The organism is Halalkalibacter urbisdiaboli, from assembly GCF_002156385.1.
Classification (GTDB): Bacteria; Bacillota; Bacilli; order Bacillales; family Bacillaceae_D; genus Halalkalibacter_A; species Halalkalibacter_A urbisdiaboli.
Genome location: NZ_MVJM01000001.1, coordinates 593,137 through 614,992, shown reverse-complemented (window position 1 = coordinate 614,992; position 21,856 = coordinate 593,137). Strand labels below are relative to the sequence as shown.

The following is a 21,856-nucleotide window of genomic DNA, read 5'->3' as shown; positions in this document are numbered from 1 at the left end:
CTATTGTCGGAAATGAAGTTGATTCAGCTAGAAGTCAGAGATTCCAATGAAACACAAGCTTTAATCGGACCTCATGATCGTCATCTGAAGCGAATTGAAGAATTATTAAATGTTTCTCTTGTAACAAGGGGAGGAGCCATATCAGTAAGTGGAGCACAGGAAAGTATTGAACAAGCAGAGCAAGTGATTCATGCCCTAGTTCAATTAATAAGAAAAGGTATTTCAATATCTGAACGTGATGTTGTATATTCCGTTCAATTGGCTGAACGGAATCAGCTAGATGAATTATATGAGCTGTATGATCAAAAAGTTGCAACAAGTGTTAAAGGAAAGCCGATTATTGCAAAAACATTAGGGCAAAGACATTATGTCACTGCTATTCGGAAAAGAGACATGGTGTTTGGAATTGGACCAGCTGGTACGGGTAAAACGTATCTAGCTGTGGTTATGGCCGTTACGGCATTAAAAGAAGGGTATGTTAAACGAATCGTCTTAACACGACCTGCTGTTGAGGCCGGCGAAAGTTTAGGCTTCCTGCCCGGTGATTTAAAAGAAAAGGTAGACCCTTACTTGCGTCCTCTTTACGATGCTCTTCATGACGTGTTAGGGACTGAGCAAACAGCACGTTTAATGGAGCGCGGAACGATAGAGGTTGCTCCTCTCGCCTATATGCGTGGGCGAACACTTGACGATGCTTTCGTGATTTTAGACGAAGCTCAAAATACGACACAAGAGCAAATGAAAATGTTTATTACACGTCTTGGGTTCGGTTCTAAAATGGTGATAAATGGGGATTTAACGCAAATTGATTTACCACGTGGAAAAAAGTCAGGGCTAAAGGTAGCCATTGATATTTTAAAGAATGTGAAAGACATCGGTTTTATTTATCTTCAGCAATCTGATGTCGTTCGTCATACTCTTGTTCAACAAATTTTAAGTGCATATGAATCGTCGGAAAAGGACGAGGAGTAAGCAAATTCTTTACAACCACGGGAAATATGCAGATAAGACCCTCCTAAGATGAGGGTCTTATCTATTCAAATAAGCCTTAAAATGAGGTGACAAGCTTGAGAAAACGCTCACCAATTGATCAAATGAAGTGGTGGAAGAGAATTAGTGACCACCAATATATTCGAGGTGTATTGTTTTTTTGTCTAGGTATTTTTATTTATCTTTTAATGCTAGATAATATTCTTCCTGAAACGTTAGATATACGTTTATCCCAAATCGCCGAACAGGACATTCGCTCACCGATTACAATTGAAAATAAAGTTGCAACGGAAGAAAAAAGAACCGAGGCTGTTAATGCAATTGGTCCTGTGTATGAACAAAAGCAAGAATACTCTCAAGCACAGGTAGCAAAAGTGAATGATATTTTTGAACTAATTGATAGTGTGAACCAGCTTGAGGCGGAAGAACGGGAAGAGCAGAGTAAGGATAAGCTATTAGAAGAACAACTTGCCTATGTTCAAGAAGTTTTATCTTCGGGGACAAGCAATGATCTGTCTGAAGAAACGATTGTAACGTTGCTCGAGGCATCACCAGCACAACTTAAAATTGCAAAAGAAGCAACAACAAATGCAGTTCATGAAGTGATGAGTGAAACAATTACGATTCGAAATTTAACAGAAGCAAAGGATTCCGTAAAGGATCAGTTTGCGATATCAACAGTAAGTAACCGTTTATCAGATGCTATGGTTGAAATTGCTCAATTCGCAATCATTCCTAACTATATATACGATGCTGAATCAACTGAAAGGCTTCGTCAGGAAGCTGCTGAAACAGTTGAACCAGTAATCATACGTGAGGGACAGTTAATTGTGAAGGAAGGCGATATGGTCAATCATGAAATCTATGAGCAACTAAGACTTGTCGGATTGCTTGATGATTCGTTTAACATCTATCCCTACATAGGTTTAGCTATTCTTGTACTATTAATAATTGGAATGCTCGCGTATTTTGTTAATGAATCGAAGACGTCCGTTCAAAAAAACAATAGTCATTTATTAATGTTTACTTTAATTTTTATTGTAACGGTTGTGATTATAAAAATTTCAAGTTTACTTGAAGGCATGGGGATTATCGGTTTAGGTTATGTTGTTCCTGTGTCAATTGGTGCTATGCTTCTTACTTTATTAATTCATACGAGGGTAGCAATTTTAACAAGTATTGTTTTTGCCTTAATTGGAAGTGTCTTTTATAGTAATGATTCTGTAGGGTTTTTTAATTTTTCTTATGGATTCTATCTTCTTTTTAGTTCAGTCTCTGGTGCGTACTTTCTAAGTGAATCAAATCGTATTTCTCGTATTCTTAGAGCTGGAATTTTTGTCTGCGGTGTTAATATCTTAGCTGTGGTATCACTTTTGTTTATTAAATCAGTCCAAAGCACATGGATTGAAATTGGGATGCACGTTGGCTTTGCGGTACTATCTGGTTTTATTGCTGCAGTAATTACGATTGGTCTATTACCTTTTCTAGAAGCGGGATTTGGAATTTTATCAACTTCAAAGCTAATTGAATTGTCAAATCCAAATCATCCTCTGTTACGGAAAATATTAACAGAAGCTCCTGGTACGTATCATCATAGCGTTGTTGTCGGAAACCTAGCGGAGGCTGCTTGTGAGACAGTTGGAGAAAACGGCTTACTAGCTAGGGTTGGTGCATATTATCATGATTTAGGTAAGACAAGAAGACCGCACTTCTTTATTGAAAATCAGATGAAAATGGATAATCCTCATGATAAAATTTCGCCGCAATTAAGTAAAACAATCATTATTGCTCATCCTTATGATGGTGCGGAATTGTTGCGAGAATATAAAATGCCAAAGGAAATTGTTGATATTGCTGAGCAGCACCACGGTACGACCTTGTTAAAATATTTTTATCATAAGGCGAATCAAGAGGCAGAAAAGCCTGTTCCAGAATCACAATTCCGTTATCCGGGTCCGAAGGCGCAAACAAAGGTAGCGGCAATTGTAGGGATAGCTGATAGTGTTGAAGCAGCTGTCAGGTCAATGCAAAAGCCAACACCGGATAAAATTGAGAACCTTATTAGAAAAATTATCAATGATAAGCTAGAAGATGGGCAATTTGATGAATCAGATTTGACGCTCCGTGAGCTTGATCAAATTGCTGTATCGATTTGTGAAACTTTAAAGGGAACATTCCACCAAAGAATCGAGTATCCAGAGGATGAGAAAGGAAAGGAAGAGCAGTAATGATAAATTTAACTGTGGATTTAGTTGATGAAACGGATACTTTAAGTGAAGACCATCAACAACTAGTAAATCAAATCGTTGAAAAAGCGTCGCAAATGGAAGGCTTACGAGGTGAAGTTGAACTTTCCGTAACATTTGTTGATGATAACAGGATCCAAGAAATCAATAAAGAATATCGGGATAAAGATCAACCAACAGATGTCATTTCGTTTGCCCTAAATGAACAAGGTGAAGATGAATTAGATATATTATCAGATGAATTGCCGAATATGCTTGGTGATATTATCATTTCCGTTCCGCGTATCCACGAACAAGCAGAAGAATATGGTCATTCGTTTGAGCGGGAGCTTGCTTTTTTAACAATTCATGGTTTTTTGCACTTGCTAGGCTATGACCATATAACTGAAGATGGAGAAAAGGAGATGTTCGCTAGACAAGAGGACATCTTAACCGAGTATGGGATTACAAGATAGAAATCGGCGGGGGTTTAAGCGCCTCTTGCGGTCGTTTGGATACGCGTATTCTGGGCTAAAATATGTATGTAAGTATGAACAAAATATGCAAGTACATTTGATTACCGCTATTTTGGTTATAGCACTGGCGGCAATTATACAAATTCCGCTTGCACACTGGTTAATATTATTGCTCGTAATTGCAGGAATGTTTTCATTAGAAATAATGAACACTGCTATTGAGCGTACGGTAGACATGGTAACAAGGGAGTATCACCCGCTAGCAAAAAGAGCCAAAGATATAGCGGCGGCGGCGGTTTTCATCTATTGTTTCTTTGCTGTTATTATTGGAAGCATTATTTTTGTCCCACCTCTAATCCGTATGTTTTCTTAGTTTATTGTAGAGGGAGTTTGTATGAGAGGAGAACCTCTTCGTTATGTGGAAAAGAATTCAAAAAAATATCATTGCAGGTATAATCTTTCTACTACCAGCAATTATAACTATTTATGTCATTCAATTTTTATTTACGTTGATTGATGCTTTTCTTGGTTCTTTTATAACGAATGTGTTAAAGGGCATGAATGTCATTACATTTGATGATGGTAGAATGTTCTTTCTTGGTGTCTATACTCCTTTTTCAGAACGTTTATTAGGAATCGGATTTGTGTTAACAATCCTTTTAGTAACTTGGGTAGGTGCCATGAGGATTCAAGGGAAGGGCGAGCGTGTTTTTAATTCTATCGACCGGGCCTTCCGACGTGTTCCTATTGCAAATTCAATTTATACATCAGTTGAACAGGTTATTCATGCGTTTGCACAGGAACGAACTTCATTTAAAAATGTTGTTTTAGTTGAATATCCAAGAAAAGGTTTATATACAGTAGGATTTCAAACAGGTGAATCGAAAGGGGAGGTTCAACGAGTCACCTCCAAAGATTGTATTAATGTTTTTCTTCCTACAACACCTAATCCAACGTCAGGATGGCTTGTGTTAGTTCCGAGAGACGAAGTAATTATTTTAAATATGTCGGTAGAACAAGGATTGAAATTTATTATATCGGGTGGGGTGGTTGTGCCTCCAGACCGGAAAAGTAAACTTGAGCATTCAGAAGTAGAAATTGATGAATCTAATCTAATTGTACATGTCCGTTCAAAAAGAAAGGAAGATCTGGATGAATGACCAAGGATTGATAAAGGAAGCATTATTGGCAAGGGAGAAAGCATATGTACCTTATTCAAAGTTTAAAGTGGGCGCTGCCTTATTAATGGAAGATGGATCAATCTTTCGAGGAGCTAATATTGAAAATGCGTCATATGGATTAACAAATTGCGCAGAACGTACGGCTTTATTTAAAGCCTATTCAGAAGGAAGTCATCAAGTTAAAGCAATTGCGGTCGTGGCTGATACAGACCGTCCAGTTCCACCATGCGGGGCTTGTCGTCAGGTAATGGTAGAGCTTTGTCGACCGGAAACAATGGTTATTTTATCAAATTTAAAAGGCGATATTCAAAGAACGACAGTTGCGGAAATTTTGCCTGGAGCATTTACAGCGGAGGATATGGATGAATAATATTAAGTTTAAATCAGGTTTTGTTTCAATTATTGGAAGACCAAATGTCGGAAAATCAACATTGTTAAATCATGTAATTGGTCAAAAAATTGCGATTATGTCTGACAAACCACAAACGACGAGAAATAAAATTCAAGGTGTTTACACGTCAAATGAAACTCAAATCGTATTTATTGATACACCAGGTATTCATAAGCCTAAGCATAAGCTAGGCGATTTTATGATGAAGGTTGCACAAAATACGTTACGTGAAGTTGATTTAGTTCTTTATGTTGTAGACGCAGGTGAGGCCTTTGGCTCCGGTGAAGAGTTTATTATTGAGCGTTTAAAGGAAACATCGACACCAGTATTCCTTGTTATTAATAAAATTGATAAGGTTCATCCTGATGATTTACTAGGCATTATCGAGACATATCGTACAAAGCATGAATTTAAAGAAGTAATCCCTATTTCTGCATTGAATGGAAACAATGTCCCGACATTAATGGAACAGATTGTAGAGTATTTGGATGAAGGTCCGCAATATTATCCAGCCGATCAAGTAACGGATCACCCTGAACGTTTTGTCGTCGCCGAATTAATACGGGAAAAAGTTTTACATTTAACAAGAGAAGAAATCCCTCATTCGGTAGCAGTGGTCATTGAGCAAATGAAGCATCGTGAACGGAATGATACGGTATATATTGGGGCAACTATTATTGTTGAACGGACATCACAAAAAGGGATTGTTATTGGAAAACAAGGTAGTATGTTAAAGGAAGTAGGTAAGCTAGCGAGGGTAGATATTGAATCCTTACTTGGCTCAAAAGTATTTTTAGAGCTTTGGGTGAAAGTACAGAAGGATTGGCGAAATAAGCCAGCTCATTTACGTGATTATGGCTTTAGGGAAGACGAATATTAATTTGTTATAAAAATGAAAGATACCGTTAACAGAGACTTAACAATGGCTAGGCGTATAGCCATTGTTTTTTATTTATCAAACGTATATGATAATAATAGAACTGTAAACGCTTTTTATATCGAAGTATCCAATAACTAAACCTATTGACTAAAGGTATGTAGTCATTAATTTTCTTTTTTTTAAATGTCAAGCACTGTAAATTAACAATATTTCCTTAACATGAAACGTGCAAACAAGGTCATGATATTAGTATGGAACGTTGAAGTCTTGATAGAAAGGTGGATTCTGATATGCTCGATTTATCCTGGAAAGTCTTTTCAAAAACCGGTAATGTAGATACGTATTTATTAATTAAGGAGCTTGAGCGCGAGTCAGATGAGCAATTCGGACAAGAAGACGTTGAAATGAGTGAAAATCAAGACGCGGCGACTCATTAGCATGTTTGCACCTTGCAAATCGAAGGTGTGGTGAAAAGTATGTTACAAAGAGTAGAAGGGATAGTAATCCGTACAACAGATTATGGAGAGTCGAATAAGATTGTGACGATTTACTCTAAAGAATTAGGAAAAGTAGGCGTCATGGCACGAGGTTCAAAAAAACCGAAAAGTCGACTAACGGCTATCTCTCAGTTGTTTATTTACGGAACATTCCTTTATCAAAAAAGCACTGGACTTGGAACATTAAACCAAGGAGAGATTATTGATTCTTTTCGTGAGGTTCGGAATGATTTATTCCGAGCCTCTTATGCAACATATGTCGTAGAATTAACAGATAAGTTAACAGAAGAGAGGCAAAGACACCCTAAAATATTTGAATGGTTAAAAAACACTTTACACTATTTGAATGAGGGAATGGATCCAGATGTTCTACTTAGAATTTTTGAAATGAAGATGATGTCAGTAGCAGGAATATCGCCTCAATTAGACGCTTGTATTAGCTGTGGAACAACAGACTTACCGGTAGCTTTTTCTATCCGCCATGCGGGGTTTTTATGTAATCATTGTGTTCATAGAGATGAGCGCGCGTTAAAGATTAGCGCACATACTGCTCGATTATTACGATTATTTTATTACATAGATCTCGAAAGACTTGGTCAAATTTCGTTAAAACAGGAAACAAAGCTTGAACTAAAATCGGTGATTTCCTCCTATTATGATGAATATTCTGGCGTGACATTAAAATCAAAACGATTTTTGGAACAGCTAGAACGTATGAACCTTAACTTGGATCCGAATTCAAGTTGACAGCAGATTTAACTATTTAGTATGATGCAAGTAATAAAATATGGTGCAGTGAGAGAGAGGAGTACACACCCCCTCTAAGAAAGCGAGTCTAGGATGGTGGGAGCTAGGTATTAGATGGTGTGGAAGGGCGCTCTTGAGCACGGTCGTGAAAGTGATTCAAGATGTTATGGACTATTATCTTGAATAAATAGGGTGGAACCGCGGGATAACTCTCGTCCCTATGCTAGTAAGCATAGAGACGAGAGTTTTTTCTAGTTTAATGACTGTACCGTAAAAGAATATGAAGGAGGATTATAGAACATGAACGTTCAAACAATGATTTTAACGTTACAAGAGTTTTGGGCAAAACAAAACTGTATGATTATGCAAGCGTACGATACTGAAAAAGGGGCAGGGACGATGAGTCCGTTTACGTTATTACGAACAATTGGTCCTGAGCCTTGGAATGTCGCTTATGTTGAACCATCAAGAAGACCAGCTGACGGACGTTATGGTGAAAACCCAAATCGTTTGTACCAGCATCATCAATTTCAAGTCATTATGAAGCCTTCCCCAACAAATATTCAGGACCTATATCTAGATAGTTTAAGAGCGCTTGGGATTAATCCGCTAGAACATGATATTCGTTTTGTTGAAGATAACTGGGAAAATCCGACTCTAGGTTGTGCAGGTCTTGGATGGGAAGTTTGGTTAGACGGAATGGAGATAACTCAATTTACTTATTTTCAACTAGTCGGTGGAATGGAGGCTAACCCTGTTTCAGCTGAGATTACCTACGGATTGGAACGTTTGGCTTCTTATATCCAAGATAAAGAAAATGTATTTGATCTCGAATGGGTTGAGGGATTTACATATGGAGACATTTTTAAACAACCCGAGTACGAACATTCAAAATATACATTTGAGGTTTCCGACAGTCAAATGCTCTTTTCACTATTTGGAACGTACGAGCAGGAGGCAAAAAGAGCATTAAATGAACAGTTAGTATTCCCAGCTTATGATTACATTCTGAAATGTTCTCATACCTTTAATCTATTGGACGCAAGAGGTGCGATTTCAGTTACGGAGAGAACGGGTTACATTGGACGTGTTCGTAATTTAGCTCGGTCGGCAGCTAAACTATATTTTGAGGAACGAGAACGTTTAGGCTTTCCTATGTTAAAAAAGGAGGATTCAGTCAATGAGTAAGCATGACTTTTTGTTAGAAATAGGTGTAGAGGAGCTTCCTGCACGCTTTGTAACGGACTCAATGAATCAGTTGGAATCAAAAGTACGTGATTGGTTAGAAGTACAACGCCTTACTTATGATGATATCCGCTCTTTCTCAACGCCACGACGTTTAGCCATTTCAATTAAAGGGCTTAGTGAAAAACAACCAGATGTTCGTGATGAAGCAAAGGGACCGGCAAAAAAGATTGCCCAGGATGAAGATGGTAACTGGACGAAAGCTGCACAAGGATTTGCAAAAGGACAAGGTGTCGAGCCAAGTGATTTATTTTTCAAAGAGATAAAAGGTGTTGAATATGTCTTTGCAAATACGTTTACAGCTGGAAAAGAAACAAAGGCACTTTTGCCACAGCTTGAAGATATTATCACATCTCTACACTTCCCGAAAAACATGAGATGGAATGAATATGATTTACGCTTTGCTCGACCGATTCAGTGGTTAGTGGCGCTATATGGTCAAGATGTTATTCCGTTCAAGATTACAGACGTTCATACAGGAAATAAAAGTTACGGACATCGTTTTCTTGGAGATGTAGTTGAGTTTAACGAACCAGCGGAATATGTTAAAAAATTGAAAGAGCAATTTGTAATCGTGGACCCAGTTGAACGAAAGCAAACGATTAAACAACAGCTTAAAGTAATGGCAGATAAAATGAGTTGGGTTATTCCAATTGATGAGGATTTATTAGAGGAAGTAACGAACTTAGTTGAATATCCAACAGCTCTTTACGGCAGTTTTGATCAAGAATTTTTAGAAATTCCACAGGAAGTGCTAATTACATCCATGCGTGAGCACCAGCGTTATTTCCCGGTGCAAAAAGAAGATGGAACGTTATTGCCACATTTTGTTACGGTTCGAAATGGAAATGACGAGCATATCGACAATGTTTCAAGAGGAAATGAAAAGGTTCTTCGTGCACGTTTATCGGATGCTGACTTCTTCTTTGCTGAAGACCAAAAGCTAGAGATTAAATCAGCACTATCGCAACTTGAGAATATTGTTTATCATGAGGAGCTAGGTTCCATTGGAGACAAAGTGAGACGAATTCGTGAAACAGCTTTAACGTTGGGAAGCGTTTTAAACATTGATGATCAGATGAAAAAAGAGGTTGAACGAGTAGCTGAAATTTGTAAATTCGATTTGGTGACACAAATGGTTTATGAGTTTCCAGAATTACAAGGAAGAATGGGTGAGGTTTATGCTCAATTAAAGGGAGAACCTGATACTGTTACAATAGCTATAAAAGAACATTATATGCCACGCTTTGCAGGGGATACAAGTCCCTCGACGTTGACTGGAACGATTGTAAGTATTGCAGATAAAATCGATACGATTGTGACATGCTTTGCTATTGGCCTAATTCCAACAGGATCTCAGGACCCTTATGCATTAAGACGACAAGCGGCTGGTATTGTTCAAATGATTGTTGATCATAAACTAGAGATTAGGTTAGAAGGTTTGTTTGAGACTAGCCTTAATTTAGCAGAAAAGCGTCAACTGTTAAAACGTGACCGTGTAGAAATAGAAAAAGAACTCTATGAATTCTTTACATTACGATTAAAGAATGTATTACAAGAGAAGGGGGTTCGTTATGATGTTGTTGATGCTGTTTTAGCTAGCTCCATTTCTCATGTGCCAACCGTAATTCAGAAGGCTGAACTGTTGATGGAACAGGTTGAGGAACCTGCGTTTAAAAAGGTTGTAGAAGCATTAAGCCGTGTTACGAACATTTCGAAAAAGGTCGAACAAAAAGAGAAAATTAATAGTGCTTTATTTGAGAAAGATGAAGAAAAGCATTTATATCAAACATATGAAGAGCTTGAGAAAACGGTTAAGTTGTCTCTTGAAAATAGTAAAGTAACCCAAGCGTATCAAGCATTGGTTAATATGGAACCTACGATTAATGCGTATTTTGATCAAATTATGGTTATGGCTGATGACGAAAAAGTTAAGAAAAATCGTCTTGCTCAGATGAAGGCGTTAGCGGATGTGATTCATTCCTTTGCTCACTTTCAGTCGATTGTTTTTTCTTAAAAATAGGCAATTACATTTTTCTATAAACGTTAGTAGGATTTGTATATAATAGTGAAGTAAAGAGAGTGTCATTTTGCATTTAAAGGCGGTGAAACCAATCGAACTCACGAAGCGACAGGAGCAAATTGTAGAAATTGTTAAAAGTAATGGACCGATTACAGGTGAACAAATCGCCGAGCGCCTTGATTTGACCAGGGCAACACTCCGCCCTGATTTAGCAATTCTTACGATGGCAGGGTATTTAAATGCTAGACCTCGCGTAGGTTATTTTTATACTGGAAAATCAGGTTCACAAATGCTTGCTGAACAAGTGAAGAACATTACAGTTGACCATTACAAATCTCGTCCAGTTATCGTTCAGGAATCTTCCTCTGTTTACGATGCAATTTGTACAATGTTTTTAGAGGATGTTGGCACATTATTTGTTGTCGACAAAGATGCAACCCTTGTTGGAGTATTGTCACGAAAAGATTTATTACGTGCAAGTTTAGGGAAACAAGAGCTTGAAGCGATTCCTGTAAGTATTATTATGACGAGAATGCCGAATATTACTGTTTGTGAGAAAGATGATTTAATAATCGATGTAGCTAGAAAGCTCATAAATAAACAAATTGATGGGTTGCCTATCGTTCGAAAAGTCGATTTTGGTTCTGGATATGAGGTCATTGGTCGTATTACTAAAACGAATATCACTTCCTTGCTAGTAGATTTAGCAAAGGAAGAGATTATCTAATAAGGGTTTGAGGAGGACGAGAAAAATGGGGGAAATTATGCAACGTCCTGTAGTGTACGTTGTCTCAGACTCTGTTGGAGAAACTGCAGAGCTTGTCGTTAAGGCAGCTGCAAGTCAATTTAGCGGCAGTGGGGTCGAAGTGAGACGTATACCATATGTTGAAGATAAAGAAACCATTAGTGAGGTTGTTTACCTAGCCTCGCAAGCAAAGGCGTTAATTGCTTATACATTAGTCGTTCCTGAAATAAAGGATTATCTTAAGAAAAAAGCGGAAGAGTTAAATGTAGAAACGGTGGATATTATTGGGCCGATGCTATTCCAGATTGGAAATTTAACAGGCAAACAACCTCGCTATGAACCTGGTCTTATTTACAAATTAGATGAAGATTATTTCCGTAAAGTAGAGGCGATAGAATTTGCTGTTAAATACGACGATGGTCGAGACCCACGTGGAATTGTAAGAGCTGACATTGTTTTAATCGGGGTCTCTAGGACGTCTAAGACACCTCTTTCACAATATTTAGCTCATAAACGTCTAAAAGTTGCAAATGTTCCATTATTACCTGAAGTTGAGCCGCCAGAGGAACTATTTAAGGTATCGCCGAAAAAATGTATTGGTTTAAAAATTAGCCCTGAAAAGCTAAATGATATTCGATCGGAGCGCTTAAAGGCCCTTGGGTTAAAGTCCCAAGCAAATTACGCGAATATTGAGCGAATAAAAGAGGAACTCGCTTACTCCGAAAAGATTATGAAGCGAATTGGCTGTCCAATTATTGATGTTTCTAACAAAGCAGTAGAAGAAACAGCCAACCTAATTTCAAGCATGTTCCACCGAAAATAAACCTTATTTGAAGAGGCCACTGAAAAAGGTCGGTTTTTACCTTTTTCAGTGGCCTCTATTCAATGAGCGAGCCGTTGCTTTTTTTTGAAGCCCAGCTATGAGTGGGTTTCTCATAGCTGGGCGTGCAACGAGAGAAGCCATTGAGATAAAAAAAAAGGCTCTATAATAATTGTTGGGGTTTTTCAGTGTAAATGACTGAAGTTTGGTGATAATGCAATATACTAGTCAAAATGAGAAAAATTAAGTATAATAAAGAATTGTGATCTTCAAGGAAAGTTAGTAAAATAGGTATATTTAAAAGAAAGAACAAATAAATTTAAAAAGTCAAGACTTTTTCTGTGTTTTTTGGTAATGATAGTAATGGTAAACATTAGCCATTAAAATTTCAAAGGAACAAAAAAAGCAAGACTTTATCGTTCGACAAAAATCTGCGAATTTCTTTTTATATGAAGCAGGAATTTAGAAGGGGATGTTGAATTCAAATATAATGAACAAAGTGTATATGTACGTAGATGCAGATTCCTGTCCAGTTAAGGAGGAGATAATTCGACTTTGTCAAAAGTATAAGGTTGAAATGATTTTTGTATCTTCTTATGCTCATAAGATGACTCTACCCTCTTCAGTTAAGCAAGTTTCTGTAGATACTGACAAAGAAGCTGTTGATTTGTATATTTTAAATCATATTCAACATAACGATATATGTGTAACGCAAGATCATGCACTAGCCTCTCTCTTGCTCCCGAAAGGTGCGGAAATTTTGTCACCTCGTGGGAAAGAATATAAAGAAGAAAATATCCAACAAATGTTGGATATGAGGTATCTTTCTCAAAAACAACGTCGGATGGGAGAGAGAACAAAGGGACCAAAGGCGTTTACAAATGAGGATCGTCAGCAGTTTTCAATGCAGTTAGAAAAAATTCTTGCAAAAAAAGAAGGAATTTGAGAAAAAAACTCGAATTATAGAGACTGGTCACGAATTACAGAGAATGGTGATGCAAATGAACAACCGCATACCTGAAGAAAAAGTCGAGCAAGTTCGACAATCATCAGATATTGTAGAGGTTATTAGTGACTACGTTCAGTTAAAAAAGCAAGGTAGACAATATCTTGGTCTTTGCCCATTTCATGGTGAAAAAACGCCTTCTTTTTCTGTATCTCCTGAAAAACAGCTTTATCATTGTTTTGGCTGTGGCGCAGGAGGGAATGTGTTTTCATTTCTTATTGAGCATGAAGGGTACTCATTTATTGATTCGGTAAAGCACTTAGCAGAGCGAGCAAACATTGAATTGCCTGAGTTTAATAAGGTGGAGCGTTCGCGGTCCGATGAGCCGAGTGAGTTAATGAAAGAAGGGCACGAGCTTGCAGCAAAATTATATCATCATGTCCTTATGTTAACAGAACAAGGAGCAGGCGGACGTGAATATATTAAAGAACGTCAATTTACGAAGGAACAGATTGAGCATTTTCAAATTGGGTTTGCGCCGAATCGCTGGGATGCCTTAACGACGATTTTTGAAAAAAGAAACATATCGTTAGAACATATGGCCAAATCTGGTTTGCTTGGACAAAGGGATTCAGATGGTGGACATTATGACCGTTTTCGAAACCGCCTTATGTTCCCGATTTGGGATGGGCAAGGAAAAGTCATTGCTTTTGGCGGCAGGACCATAGAGGATGAAAATCCAAAGTATTTAAACAGTCCTGAGTCCCCGATTTTTCATAAGAGTCGTACGTTATATGGAATTCATTTGGCTAGACCATCGATTAGAAAAGAAAATGTTGCCGTTCTTTTCGAAGGATATATTGATGTTATTGCTGCGTGGGGCGCCGGAGTGAAGAATGGCGTTGCTACACTTGGTACGGCGCTAACGCCTGAGCATGCAAAACTGCTTAGACGTAATGCTGAAACAGTTATCATCTGTTTTGATTCCGATCGCGCAGGAATAGAAGCTGCTTTTCGCTCAGCAAAAACATTAGAAGAAGCAGGCTGTCATGTAAAGGTTGCCTTAATGCCTGAAGGACTAGATCCCGATGACTTCATTCGGAAATTTGGAGCAGAACGCTTTAAAACGGATGTATTAGGGGTAAGCTTAACATTAATGGCATTTAAAATGCGTTTTTTACGCAAAGGCAAGAATTTGCAAAATGAAGCAGAGCGAATGCAGTATATAAAAGAAGTTCTTACTGAAATTGCCTCACTTTCTCGTGCAGTGGAGCGGGATCATTATTTAAGGCAAATAGCTGAAGAGTTTTCTTTATCACTTGAGGCGCTTAAACAAGAACAATTTCAAATATATCGTTCGCTACGGCAGCGACAGCCTGGACACACCAAAGAAATAAAGGCAGTGAATCAGCCGCAACGAAATCTTGGTTCAAAGCGATTACTACCAGCATATCAGAATGCTGAGCGGTTACTACTCGCTCATATGATGAAGGATGTTGAAATAGCAGAACGTGTTCAAGAGCGTATTGGTGGAAACTTTAATATAGATGAACACCATGCTCTTGCAGCTCATTTATTTGCTTTTTATGGTGAAGGGAATCAACCTAATCCAAGCCAATTTATTCAACGATTACATGATGAGCCTTTGATCAAACTTGCTTCGGAACTTGCAATGTTACCTGTAAATGAAAATTGCAGCGAACAAGAATTAATTGATTATATGAGGCAGATTGAAAAACATCCAAAATTGGTATCGATTCAACAAAAAGAATTAGAAATGAAACAACAGCGTGATCCTGTCCTTGCAGCAAAACTTCAGATGGAAATTATCCAAATGAAAAGGGAGCTTCAAGAACAGTAGTGATGGCAGTAGGGTTGTGAACAATGGAAGGAGGGGATCGAATGGCAGAAAAACCATTACGTCCATTAGCGGAAGGTGAATTGTCGATCGATCAAGTAAAAGAACAATTAGTTGAGGTTGGAAAAAAACGAGGGGTTTTAACGTATGCAGAAATTACAGAAAAACTTGCAGCGTTTGACCAGGATTCTGACCAAATGGATGAGTTTTTCGAATACCTTGGAGAGCAAGGGGTAGAAATATTAAATGAGTCAGATGAAGTCGTAAATCTTCAACAAGCTGTAAAAGAAGAAGAAGAATTCGATTTAAATGATTTAAGTGTTCCGCCTGGGATAAAAATTAATGATCCGGTTCGTATGTATCTAAAGGAGATAGGCCGAGTTCCCCTTCTTTCAGCTGAAGAAGAAATTGAATTGGCAAAGCGGATTGAACAAGGAGATGAAGAGGCGAAGCGTAGACTTGCTGAAGCGAACTTACGTCTTGTTGTTTCAATTGCGAAGCGTTATGTTGGTCGTGGGATGCTCTTTTTAGACCTTATTCAAGAAGGAAACATGGGACTAATCAAAGCCGTTGAGAAATTTGATTATGAAAAGGGATATAAATTTAGTACGTATGCAACATGGTGGATTAGGCAGGCGATTACACGCGCGATTGCAGATCAGGCAAGAACGATTCGGATTCCAGTTCATATGGTTGAAACGATTAATAAACTTATTCGTGTTCAACGTCAGCTTCTACAGGATTTCGGGCGTGAACCAACTCCTGAAGAAGTGGCAGAAGAAATGGAATTGTCACCCGATAAGGTAAGAGAAATCTTAAAAATCGCTCAGGAGCCGGTTTCACTTGAAACTCCTATTGGTGAAGAGGATGATTCGCACTTGGGTGATTTTATTGAAGACCAAGAAGCGCTTGCTCCTTCTGATGCGGCTGCATATGAACTATTAAAGGAACAACTAGAAGATGTATTAGATACATTAACAGATCGCGAAGAAAATGTCTTAAGACTCCGTTTTGGTCTTGATGATGGACGCACTCGAACACTTGAAGAGGTAGGTAAAGTATTTGGTGTTACGCGTGAACGGATTCGTCAAATTGAAGCAAAGGCATTACGTAAGCTTCGTCATCCGAGTCGAAGCAAGCGTCTAAAAGATTTCTTAGAATAAAGTAAGGGTTATTCTTTGTAGAGGATGAGTTGATGGTTTACTTCTTTTGAGGTAAACCATTTTTCCATACCTAAACAACTTGGGGGAAAAGGATGGATCCGAAACGTAAAAATATTATTATTCATGAAATTCATTATTGGAAAAAGTCGAAATTATTACCAGAACATTACTGTGATTTTTTGTTATCCCTTTATACAGAAGGAGAAGTTGAAGAAGGAAATAAATCGTCAACAAAATCTCTAGTTCAACGTAGTAAAGCAATCTTCTTATTTATTGCTGTCCAGCTTTTACTAGTAATGTCTGTTCTTGTGATTTATTTTACTGATTTCTCTTTCATAATGCAAATGATCCTAGGTTTTATTTTCTCAGTTCTTGTTTTTTATATTGCGACAAAAACACTTCAAAGTATGAGGAAATTAGCCGTATTCTATATGTTAACGGGTGCACTCATTTTATTTTTATTAACGGTCCATGGAGTCGTCACCTATACAAATAACAATCAGAATGCTCTGGCAATGGCTGTTATGATCCATTGTGGCATTTGGATCATCGTTGGGCTAAAATGGAGAATGAGTTACTTTTCAATTGGAGGAGGATTAGGGATACTGGTTTTAGCGTGGTTTTGGTGGAATTAAAAGAGTGACAAAAAAAGCAAAACTATATTAATCCCTTTTCACTTTGATTGAAATCAAGTAAAATAGGTAAGGAATGTTTAAACCGTCTACATAATTGACGAGACTTGAATAACATAACCGTAAAGGAGGACATCAACGTGAAAGGAAGACCGCTTGTACCATTCGCTATTACAGCCATTATCGGTATCCTTCTTATGATTTCACTTTCATTTGTTGGTTTGGACCAGCGTGCAGAAATGAACGCAGATGAGACGGAAGAAGTACCAGAAGAGCATGAAGATCCAATCGCTGCTGGTGAAGAAATTGCTGGGAAATCATGTATTGGTTGTCATGGTGGTGACCTAGGAGGCGCTAGTGGCCCTGCATTAACTGCCCTTGAAGGAAAATATGACCATGATGAGATCGTTGGAATTATTCAAAATGGACAAGGAGCAATGCCAGCTACAGGCCTTAATGATGTAGATGCCGATGCAGTTGCTCAATATTTACTATCAATTTCAGAATAAAAAAAGGCGGGAGTTTTTAAGGACTCTCGCTTTTTTTTATTAATATGGACGATTGAGCAAGCTTGCATGTCTATTAGAGAGTCGCTAAGATGGAATTATCATGAATACATAGGTGAGTAAAATGAACGAACGACAGCTATCAGAAAGACTAGTACGTGTAGCAAATTATGTACCTAATAAGGCAAAGGTGGCGGATATAGGCTCTGATCATGCTTATTTACCATGCTATCTTTGTTTGCAATCCGATATGCGTGAGGCTATTGCAGGAGAAGTGAATGAGGGGCCATATCAGTCCGCATTGGCACAAGTAAAAAAAGTAGGGTTAGCTGACCGAATATCAGTACGAAAAGGAAATGGACTTGAAGTTATAGAGGCACATGAGGTTGACGTAATTACAATTGCGGGCATGGGTGGCTCATTAATAGCGAGTATTCTTGAAGACGGAAAAGAAAAACTAACAGGCGTTTCAAGACTAATCTTACAGCCGAATGTTTCAGCACAAGATATTAGGAAATGGCTATATAAGCATGAATGGACTTTGCTATTTGAAGAGATTCTTGAGGAAGATGAGAAGATATATGAAATTCTTGTTGCAGAAAAAGGTAACGATGAAGAACTCTATAACGAGGACAAGGATCGAAAACTTTTACTCGGGCCGTATTTAATGAAAGAACGAAATCAGGCATTTCGCAAAAAGTGGAAGTACGAACTTGATAATTGGAAGCGGATTTTAAAACAGTTGGAGCAGGCACAGAAAAATCAAGAAAGAGACAATAAACAAAAAGAAATAGAGTCTAATATTCAAATGGTTGAGGAGGTCCTATCATGGGAAAAACTTTAAATGCACAAACACTCATTCAACATTTTGAAACATGGTCACCTAAAGCCTATGCAGTCGAAGGTGATAAAAATGGGTTAATGATTGGAACACTAAATAAACCAATAAAAAAAGTCATGATTGCACTCGATGTTCTTGAAGAAGTCATGGATGAAGCGATTCGGGAGAAGGTTGATCTCATTCTTGCCCACCATCCTTTATTATTTCGACCATTAAAGAAAATTGATGTTCATACTGCACATGGTCGAATTGTTGAAAAGGCGATAAAGCACAATATTACTATTTATGCTGCTCATACAAATTTAGATGTTGCTATCGGCGGCGTAAATGATATGATGGCTCATGCACTCGGTTTGACCGACTTGGAAGTTCTTGCACCGACTCAGTCCATATCTTTAAAAAAGCTAGTTGTATTTGTACCAGAGTCTCATGAAACACAAGTCAGAGAGGCATTAGGTCAAGCAGGAGCAGGTCATATAGGCGCGTATCGTGATTGTGCGTTTACGAGTAATGGAGTCGGTGTTTTTCGACCTGAGGACGAGGCTTCGCCTTTTATTGGTGAAGCAGGGAAGCTTGAATATGTAGAGGAAAAGAAAATTGAAACGATTATCCCGGCTCATTTACAAGGTCGAATTATTGCGGCACTTATGAAAGCACACCCTTATGAGGAACCTGCTTACGATATTTATCCTCTTGATAATAGAGGTGAGGTTCTTGGGCTTGGTCGAGTAGGATATTTGAAAGAAGAGATGAGTCTAGCGGCTTTTGCTGAACATGTTAAACAAACATTTGATGTGAAAGGTGCACGTGTTGTTGGAAATTTAGCTACTATTGTTCGTAAAGTTGGCGTTTTAGGAGGAGACGGGAATAAATACATGTCTCAAGCCATATTTAAAGGAGTGGATGTGTTTGTAACTGGCGATGTGTATTATCACGTTGCTCATGATGCAATGATGGAGGGGCTGAATATTGTTGATCCTGGTCATAATGTTGAAAAGGTAATGAAGGTCGGAGTTCAACAGTATTTACAAAACTTTGTGAATGAAAAGGGGTATGATACTGAAATTATGATTTCAACTATTCATACTGACCCGTTTCAATTTGTATAAGAAGGTAACCAAAGAGGCTGTGCCCAAAGGTTGTTATTTAACCTTTGGGCACAGCCTTCAATGAGCGTAACGAACGGAGCCATTGCTGTGCACGCTTTACGCTTTTTAGACAGCCCCTTTGGTACAAATATATATAGGGCATGCCGACTTATTTAACCTTAACTTTAGGTAATATCTTTTCTATCGTTACGTTTCGTTTACGTGTCCATGTCGATTCGTCTTGAGGATTATATGCTTCTAGAAATGATACAACTTCTTTTGTTATTGGTGTTGGAGTAGAAGCTCCAGACGTTACACCAACAACATCTACGCCTTGAAGCCAGTCAAGGTTTAATTCAGAAACGTCACCAATTCTGTAGGCCTTTGTTCCCGCAATTTGTTCAGAAACTTGTGCTAATCTGTTCGAATTATTACTTTTCGGATCACCAACAACAATAACGAGGTCACATTCCTTTGCTTGTTCAGCAACTGCTTCCTGGCGAACCTGAGTTGCGAGACAAATCTCGTTGTGGACCTCAGCGTTTGGATAACGTTGCATCGCTTTTTTCATAATATCTGCAACATCCCATTGGCTCATCGTTGTTTGGTTTGTAATAATAATTTTGTCGGTATTGATAGCTAATTCATCGACATCCTCAACGGACTCAACAAGGTGGACGGATTCAGGAGCGACACCGATTGCACCTTCAGGCTCTGGATGTCCCTTTTTCCCTACATAAATAAATTGGTATCCCTCAGCCTGTTTATCGCGGATCAGGTCATGAGTCCTTGTCACATCAGGGCAGGTAGCATCAACAACTGTTAGCCCTTTTTCACGAGCAAGTTTTCGTACCTCTGGAGAAACTCCGTGAGCAGTAAAAATAACAGTCCCTTTGTCTACTTGTTTTAAGATTTCTAAACGATTTGGTCCATCTAGTGAAATAATACCATCATTTTCAAAGGCATCCGTAACATGCTGATTATGAACAATCATCCCAAGAATATAAATAGGCCTAGGTAAATCTAAATTATGGGCAGCTTGTCTTGCAAGTACCATTGCATCTACAACCCCATAACAATACCCACGTGGCGAGATTTTGACTACTTTCATGGAAGACCTCCTATAAGTGAGCGCTCCTATTTCGACCATTGCGAAACAGGAGCGCTAATATCCATCCTATATTATAAAGGAGATAAGAAGGAGTGACAATTAAAACCTGTTAATTGACATTGGCTTCGAGTAAAGTGTTATCGATGAACTCATAAGCCTGTTCCTCCGTCATGTCATTCATTAAAACGAGTTCACTTGCAATCATTTGTCTAGCTTTTTGCAAATGATTACGATCCTGGATGTGGAGACCATTTGCTCGTTCCGACTGTTTTTTCGAAAGAGAACAAATTAAATGAGCTGCGTCAATAATACTACCGCTTTTCAAAAGGTTTTCAGTCTCACGAGAGAAATGACTCGTTGATGGCGGAATCTCGGGTCCATTTTTAAGTGCTTCCACGAGTTCAGCGAGTTCGGCTTGCTCGATTACTTTTCGTAATCCCGAATCATTAATTCGATTTTCTGGTAGCATTAGTTTTACATCTACGAGTGGAAAATGAAGGATAAAATAGGAATGAGTTTCACCTAACACATCCTTTTCTTCAATATCCTGAATCGTTCCAGCACCGTGGTAGGGGTAGACTACGTGGTCTCCAACTTTAAACATGGGCATTCCTCCAATCGAGTAATACCAATAGTATATCATAAATTTAATCAAAAATAAAATTGTACTATCCAGGATTGAAGGTTGTCAATTAAAAAATACTAAAAATTAATATTTTTATACATAAAGTTTAGGTCCGGGAATACCATTTATAGTTTTCGATTTCTCTGGAACAATTGTTTGTTGTAATTGAGACTGTTTTTCATCGAACTCTTCTGATTCTATCGCGATTGTAGATTCTTTGTTTAATACGTTATTTTCTTCTTCATCTAGGTTAGATGAAAAATTATCCTGATTGTTTTCCGTCAGATCATCAACAGGAGAAGCTTCAGTTTGTTGCTCAGTTGATGTTGAAGCACTACTTCTCATAATTCTCCAGATAGTTGGCATATTACGTATGAGAGGCCCGTATTGTTGAATCATTGGTACTACTTGTTGTGTAATGCCTAGGACACGTTGAGTATTGGTCAAAAGAGAAGATAAATTCAGACCGGAAAATGCAGAGTTAGCCGTTTGACCAAATCCTTGTGCCATGGGGGCTGCTGAACCAGCTGCCTGACCAAATCCTCTGCCGAACAATCTTGCAAGAAGACCACCGCCTCTTGCAAGGCCTGATTGACCAATGGTTGGATTAAACCCGCCCATTGAACCAATAGGAGCATTAGAGTACAGCGATTGCTGCATTGCTGCTTGCATTGGTTGTATTGGAAGTGGGCCCATAGGTGGCCCCATAAATTGTTGCATGAGAGAATCTCCTTTCCTCTATTTCAAATTCCCTTATGATAGCTATATGCACACTTAATTAAATGGTGTCGTAAGAAAGTAGATCTTGAAAAACCATCTAGCTAATAGCAAATAAGTAAATGTTAAAATAGAATGTTTAGGGAATT

23 protein-coding genes are annotated in these 21,856 nt (G+C 38.3%); 20 read left to right on the top strand and 3 right to left on the bottom strand.

Annotated elements, in window-relative coordinates; genetic code table 11:
* Positions 1-3 precede the first annotated feature (3 nt).
* The 20 genes from B1R93_RS03165 (at position 4) to B1R93_RS03070 (ending at position 19,275) form a co-directional block, all read left to right on the top strand.
* Positions 4-972, top strand: a complete 969-nt coding sequence (locus B1R93_RS03165; protein WP_088102515.1) for a PhoH family protein — start codon at positions 4-6, stop codon at positions 970-972.
* Positions 973-1,067: 95 nt separating this feature from the next.
* Positions 1,068-3,218, top strand: coding sequence for an HD family phosphohydrolase (locus B1R93_RS03160; protein ID WP_088102514.1), 2,151 nt, complete (start codon positions 1,068-1,070; stop codon positions 3,216-3,218).
* Positions 3,219-3,220: 2 nt separating this feature from the next.
* Entirely contained in the window at positions 3,221-3,691 is a 471-nt protein-coding gene (ybeY, locus tag B1R93_RS03155) for an rRNA maturation RNase YbeY (protein WP_088103388.1), read from the top strand.
* Positions 3,675-4,064 carry a diacylglycerol kinase family protein gene (locus B1R93_RS03150; RefSeq protein WP_088102513.1) on the top strand — a complete coding sequence of 130 codons (390 nt, stop codon included), beginning with the start codon at positions 3,675-3,677 and terminating at the stop codon, positions 4,062-4,064. Before ybeY ends, B1R93_RS03150 begins: the two co-directional genes overlap by 17 nt.
* 43 nt (positions 4,065-4,107) lie before the next feature.
* Entirely contained in the window at positions 4,108-4,851 is a 744-nt protein-coding gene (locus tag B1R93_RS03145) for a DUF502 domain-containing protein (protein ID WP_088102512.1), read from the top strand.
* Positions 4,844-5,242 (top strand): cytidine deaminase, encoded by a 399-nt coding sequence (locus B1R93_RS03140; protein WP_088102511.1) that lies wholly within the window; start codon positions 4,844-4,846, stop codon positions 5,240-5,242. Before B1R93_RS03145 ends, B1R93_RS03140 begins: the two co-directional genes overlap by 8 nt.
* Positions 5,235-6,143 (top strand): GTPase Era, encoded by a 909-nt coding sequence (gene era, locus B1R93_RS03135; protein ID WP_088102510.1) that lies wholly within the window; start codon positions 5,235-5,237, stop codon positions 6,141-6,143. Before B1R93_RS03140 ends, era begins: the two co-directional genes overlap by 8 nt.
* A 290-nt stretch (positions 6,144-6,433) precedes the next feature.
* Positions 6,434-6,580, top strand: a complete 147-nt coding sequence (locus B1R93_RS03130; RefSeq protein WP_088102509.1) for a YqzL family protein — start codon at positions 6,434-6,436, stop codon at positions 6,578-6,580.
* Positions 6,581-6,619: 39 nt separating this feature from the next.
* Positions 6,620-7,387 carry a DNA repair protein RecO gene (gene recO, locus B1R93_RS03125; protein WP_088102508.1) on the top strand — a complete coding sequence of 256 codons (768 nt, stop codon included), beginning with the start codon at positions 6,620-6,622 and terminating at the stop codon, positions 7,385-7,387.
* Between the two features lie 300 nt (positions 7,388-7,687).
* A complete protein-coding gene (gene glyQ / locus B1R93_RS03120) occupies positions 7,688-8,575 on the top strand; it encodes a glycine--tRNA ligase subunit alpha (RefSeq protein ID WP_088102507.1) in 888 nt (295 codons plus the stop codon).
* The gene (gene glyS / locus B1R93_RS03115; protein ID WP_088102506.1) at positions 8,568-10,649 is read left to right on the top strand and encodes a glycine--tRNA ligase subunit beta; all 2,082 of its coding nucleotides are present in this window, start codon (positions 8,568-8,570) and stop codon (positions 10,647-10,649) included. Before glyQ ends, glyS begins: the two co-directional genes overlap by 8 nt.
* Before the next feature lie 88 nt (positions 10,650-10,737).
* Complete coding sequence (gene ccpN, locus B1R93_RS03110; protein ID WP_088103387.1) at positions 10,738-11,382, top strand: transcriptional regulator CcpN; 645 nt, start codon at positions 10,738-10,740, stop codon at positions 11,380-11,382.
* Between the two features lie 25 nt (positions 11,383-11,407).
* Positions 11,408-12,223 (top strand): pyruvate, water dikinase regulatory protein, encoded by an 816-nt coding sequence (locus tag B1R93_RS03105; protein WP_088102505.1) that lies wholly within the window; start codon positions 11,408-11,410, stop codon positions 12,221-12,223.
* Between the two features lie 469 nt (positions 12,224-12,692).
* The gene (locus tag B1R93_RS03100; RefSeq protein ID WP_088102504.1) at positions 12,693-13,166 is read left to right on the top strand and encodes a YaiI/YqxD family protein; all 474 of its coding nucleotides are present in this window, start codon (positions 12,693-12,695) and stop codon (positions 13,164-13,166) included.
* A 55-nt stretch (positions 13,167-13,221) separates the two neighbouring features.
* Entirely contained in the window at positions 13,222-15,027 is a 1,806-nt protein-coding gene (gene dnaG, locus B1R93_RS03095; RefSeq protein ID WP_088103386.1) for a DNA primase, read from the top strand.
* A 41-nt stretch (positions 15,028-15,068) separates the two neighbouring features.
* A complete protein-coding gene (gene rpoD / locus B1R93_RS03090) occupies positions 15,069-16,187 on the top strand; it encodes an RNA polymerase sigma factor RpoD (protein ID WP_088102503.1) in 1,119 nt (372 codons plus the stop codon).
* 92 nt (positions 16,188-16,279) lie between these two features.
* The gene (locus tag B1R93_RS03085) at positions 16,280-16,822 is read left to right on the top strand and encodes a hypothetical protein (protein WP_088102502.1); all 543 of its coding nucleotides are present in this window, start codon (positions 16,280-16,282) and stop codon (positions 16,820-16,822) included.
* 137 nt (positions 16,823-16,959) lie between these two features.
* Positions 16,960-17,328: a cytochrome c550 gene (gene cccA / locus B1R93_RS03080; RefSeq protein ID WP_088102501.1), complete on the top strand. Its 369-nt coding sequence runs from the start codon at positions 16,960-16,962 to the stop codon at positions 17,326-17,328.
* A gap of 121 nt (positions 17,329-17,449) precedes the next feature.
* Positions 17,450-18,169, top strand: a complete 720-nt coding sequence (locus B1R93_RS03075; RefSeq protein ID WP_088102500.1) for a tRNA (adenine(22)-N(1))-methyltransferase — start codon at positions 17,450-17,452, stop codon at positions 18,167-18,169.
* Complete coding sequence (locus B1R93_RS03070; RefSeq protein ID WP_088102499.1) at positions 18,154-19,275, top strand: Nif3-like dinuclear metal center hexameric protein; 1,122 nt, start codon at positions 18,154-18,156, stop codon at positions 19,273-19,275. Before B1R93_RS03075 ends, B1R93_RS03070 begins: the two co-directional genes overlap by 16 nt.
* Positions 19,276-19,423: 148 nt before the next feature.
* Here B1R93_RS03070 and B1R93_RS03065 read toward each other — a convergent pair whose 3' ends face one another.
* The 3 genes from B1R93_RS03065 to vrrA all read right to left on the bottom strand — a co-directional run bounded on the left by B1R93_RS03065 (position 19,424) and on the right by vrrA (position 21,710).
* Positions 19,424-20,365: a 4-hydroxy-3-methylbut-2-enyl diphosphate reductase gene (locus tag B1R93_RS03065; RefSeq protein WP_088102498.1), complete on the bottom strand. Its 942-nt coding sequence runs from the start codon at positions 20,363-20,365 to the stop codon at positions 19,424-19,426.
* A gap of 109 nt (positions 20,366-20,474) precedes the next feature.
* Entirely contained in the window at positions 20,475-20,969 is a 495-nt protein-coding gene (locus tag B1R93_RS03060) for a CarD family transcriptional regulator (RefSeq protein ID WP_088102497.1), read from the bottom strand.
* A 114-nt stretch (positions 20,970-21,083) separates the two neighbouring features.
* On the bottom strand, positions 21,084-21,710 hold the full coding sequence (vrrA, locus tag B1R93_RS03055; protein ID WP_088102496.1) for a VrrA/YqfQ family protein: 627 nt from the start codon (positions 21,708-21,710) through the stop codon (positions 21,084-21,086).
* Positions 21,711-21,856 lie beyond the last annotated feature (146 nt).

Excerpts from the sequence above, each read along its gene's own strand:
- B1R93_RS03150 (WP_088102513.1), top strand. The coding sequence starts at position 3,675 with ATGGGATTACAAGATAGAAATCGGCGGGGGTTTAAGCGCCTCTTGCGG.
- B1R93_RS03145 (WP_088102512.1), top strand. The coding sequence starts at position 4,108 with ATGTGGAAAAGAATTCAAAAAAATATCATTGCAGGTATAATCTTTCTA.
- B1R93_RS03140 (WP_088102511.1), top strand. The coding sequence starts at position 4,844 with ATGAATGACCAAGGATTGATAAAGGAAGCATTATTGGCAAGGGAGAAA.
- era (WP_088102510.1), top strand. The coding sequence starts at position 5,235 with ATGAATAATATTAAGTTTAAATCAGGTTTTGTTTCAATTATTGGAAGA.
- B1R93_RS03130 (WP_088102509.1), top strand. The coding sequence starts at position 6,434 with ATGCTCGATTTATCCTGGAAAGTCTTTTCAAAAACCGGTAATGTAGAT.
- recO (WP_088102508.1), top strand. The coding sequence starts at position 6,620 with ATGTTACAAAGAGTAGAAGGGATAGTAATCCGTACAACAGATTATGGA.
- glyQ (WP_088102507.1), top strand. The coding sequence starts at position 7,688 with ATGAACGTTCAAACAATGATTTTAACGTTACAAGAGTTTTGGGCAAAA.
- glyS (WP_088102506.1), top strand. The coding sequence starts at position 8,568 with ATGAGTAAGCATGACTTTTTGTTAGAAATAGGTGTAGAGGAGCTTCCT.
- B1R93_RS03105 (WP_088102505.1), top strand. The coding sequence starts at position 11,408 with ATGGGGGAAATTATGCAACGTCCTGTAGTGTACGTTGTCTCAGACTCT.
- B1R93_RS03100 (WP_088102504.1), top strand. The coding sequence starts at position 12,693 with ATGTTGAATTCAAATATAATGAACAAAGTGTATATGTACGTAGATGCA.
- dnaG (WP_088103386.1), top strand. The coding sequence starts at position 13,222 with ATGAACAACCGCATACCTGAAGAAAAAGTCGAGCAAGTTCGACAATCA.
- rpoD (WP_088102503.1), top strand. The coding sequence starts at position 15,069 with ATGGCAGAAAAACCATTACGTCCATTAGCGGAAGGTGAATTGTCGATC.
- B1R93_RS03085 (WP_088102502.1), top strand. The coding sequence starts at position 16,280 with ATGGATCCGAAACGTAAAAATATTATTATTCATGAAATTCATTATTGG.
- B1R93_RS03075 (WP_088102500.1), top strand. The coding sequence starts at position 17,450 with ATGAACGAACGACAGCTATCAGAAAGACTAGTACGTGTAGCAAATTAT.
- B1R93_RS03070 (WP_088102499.1), top strand. The coding sequence starts at position 18,154 with ATGGGAAAAACTTTAAATGCACAAACACTCATTCAACATTTTGAAACA.
- B1R93_RS03065 (WP_088102498.1), bottom strand. The coding sequence starts at position 20,365 with ATGAAAGTAGTCAAAATCTCGCCACGTGGGTATTGTTATGGGGTTGTA.
- B1R93_RS03060 (WP_088102497.1), bottom strand. The coding sequence starts at position 20,969 with ATGTTTAAAGTTGGAGACCACGTAGTCTACCCCTACCACGGTGCTGGA.
- vrrA (WP_088102496.1), bottom strand. The coding sequence starts at position 21,710 with ATGCAACAATTTATGGGGCCACCTATGGGCCCACTTCCAATACAACCA.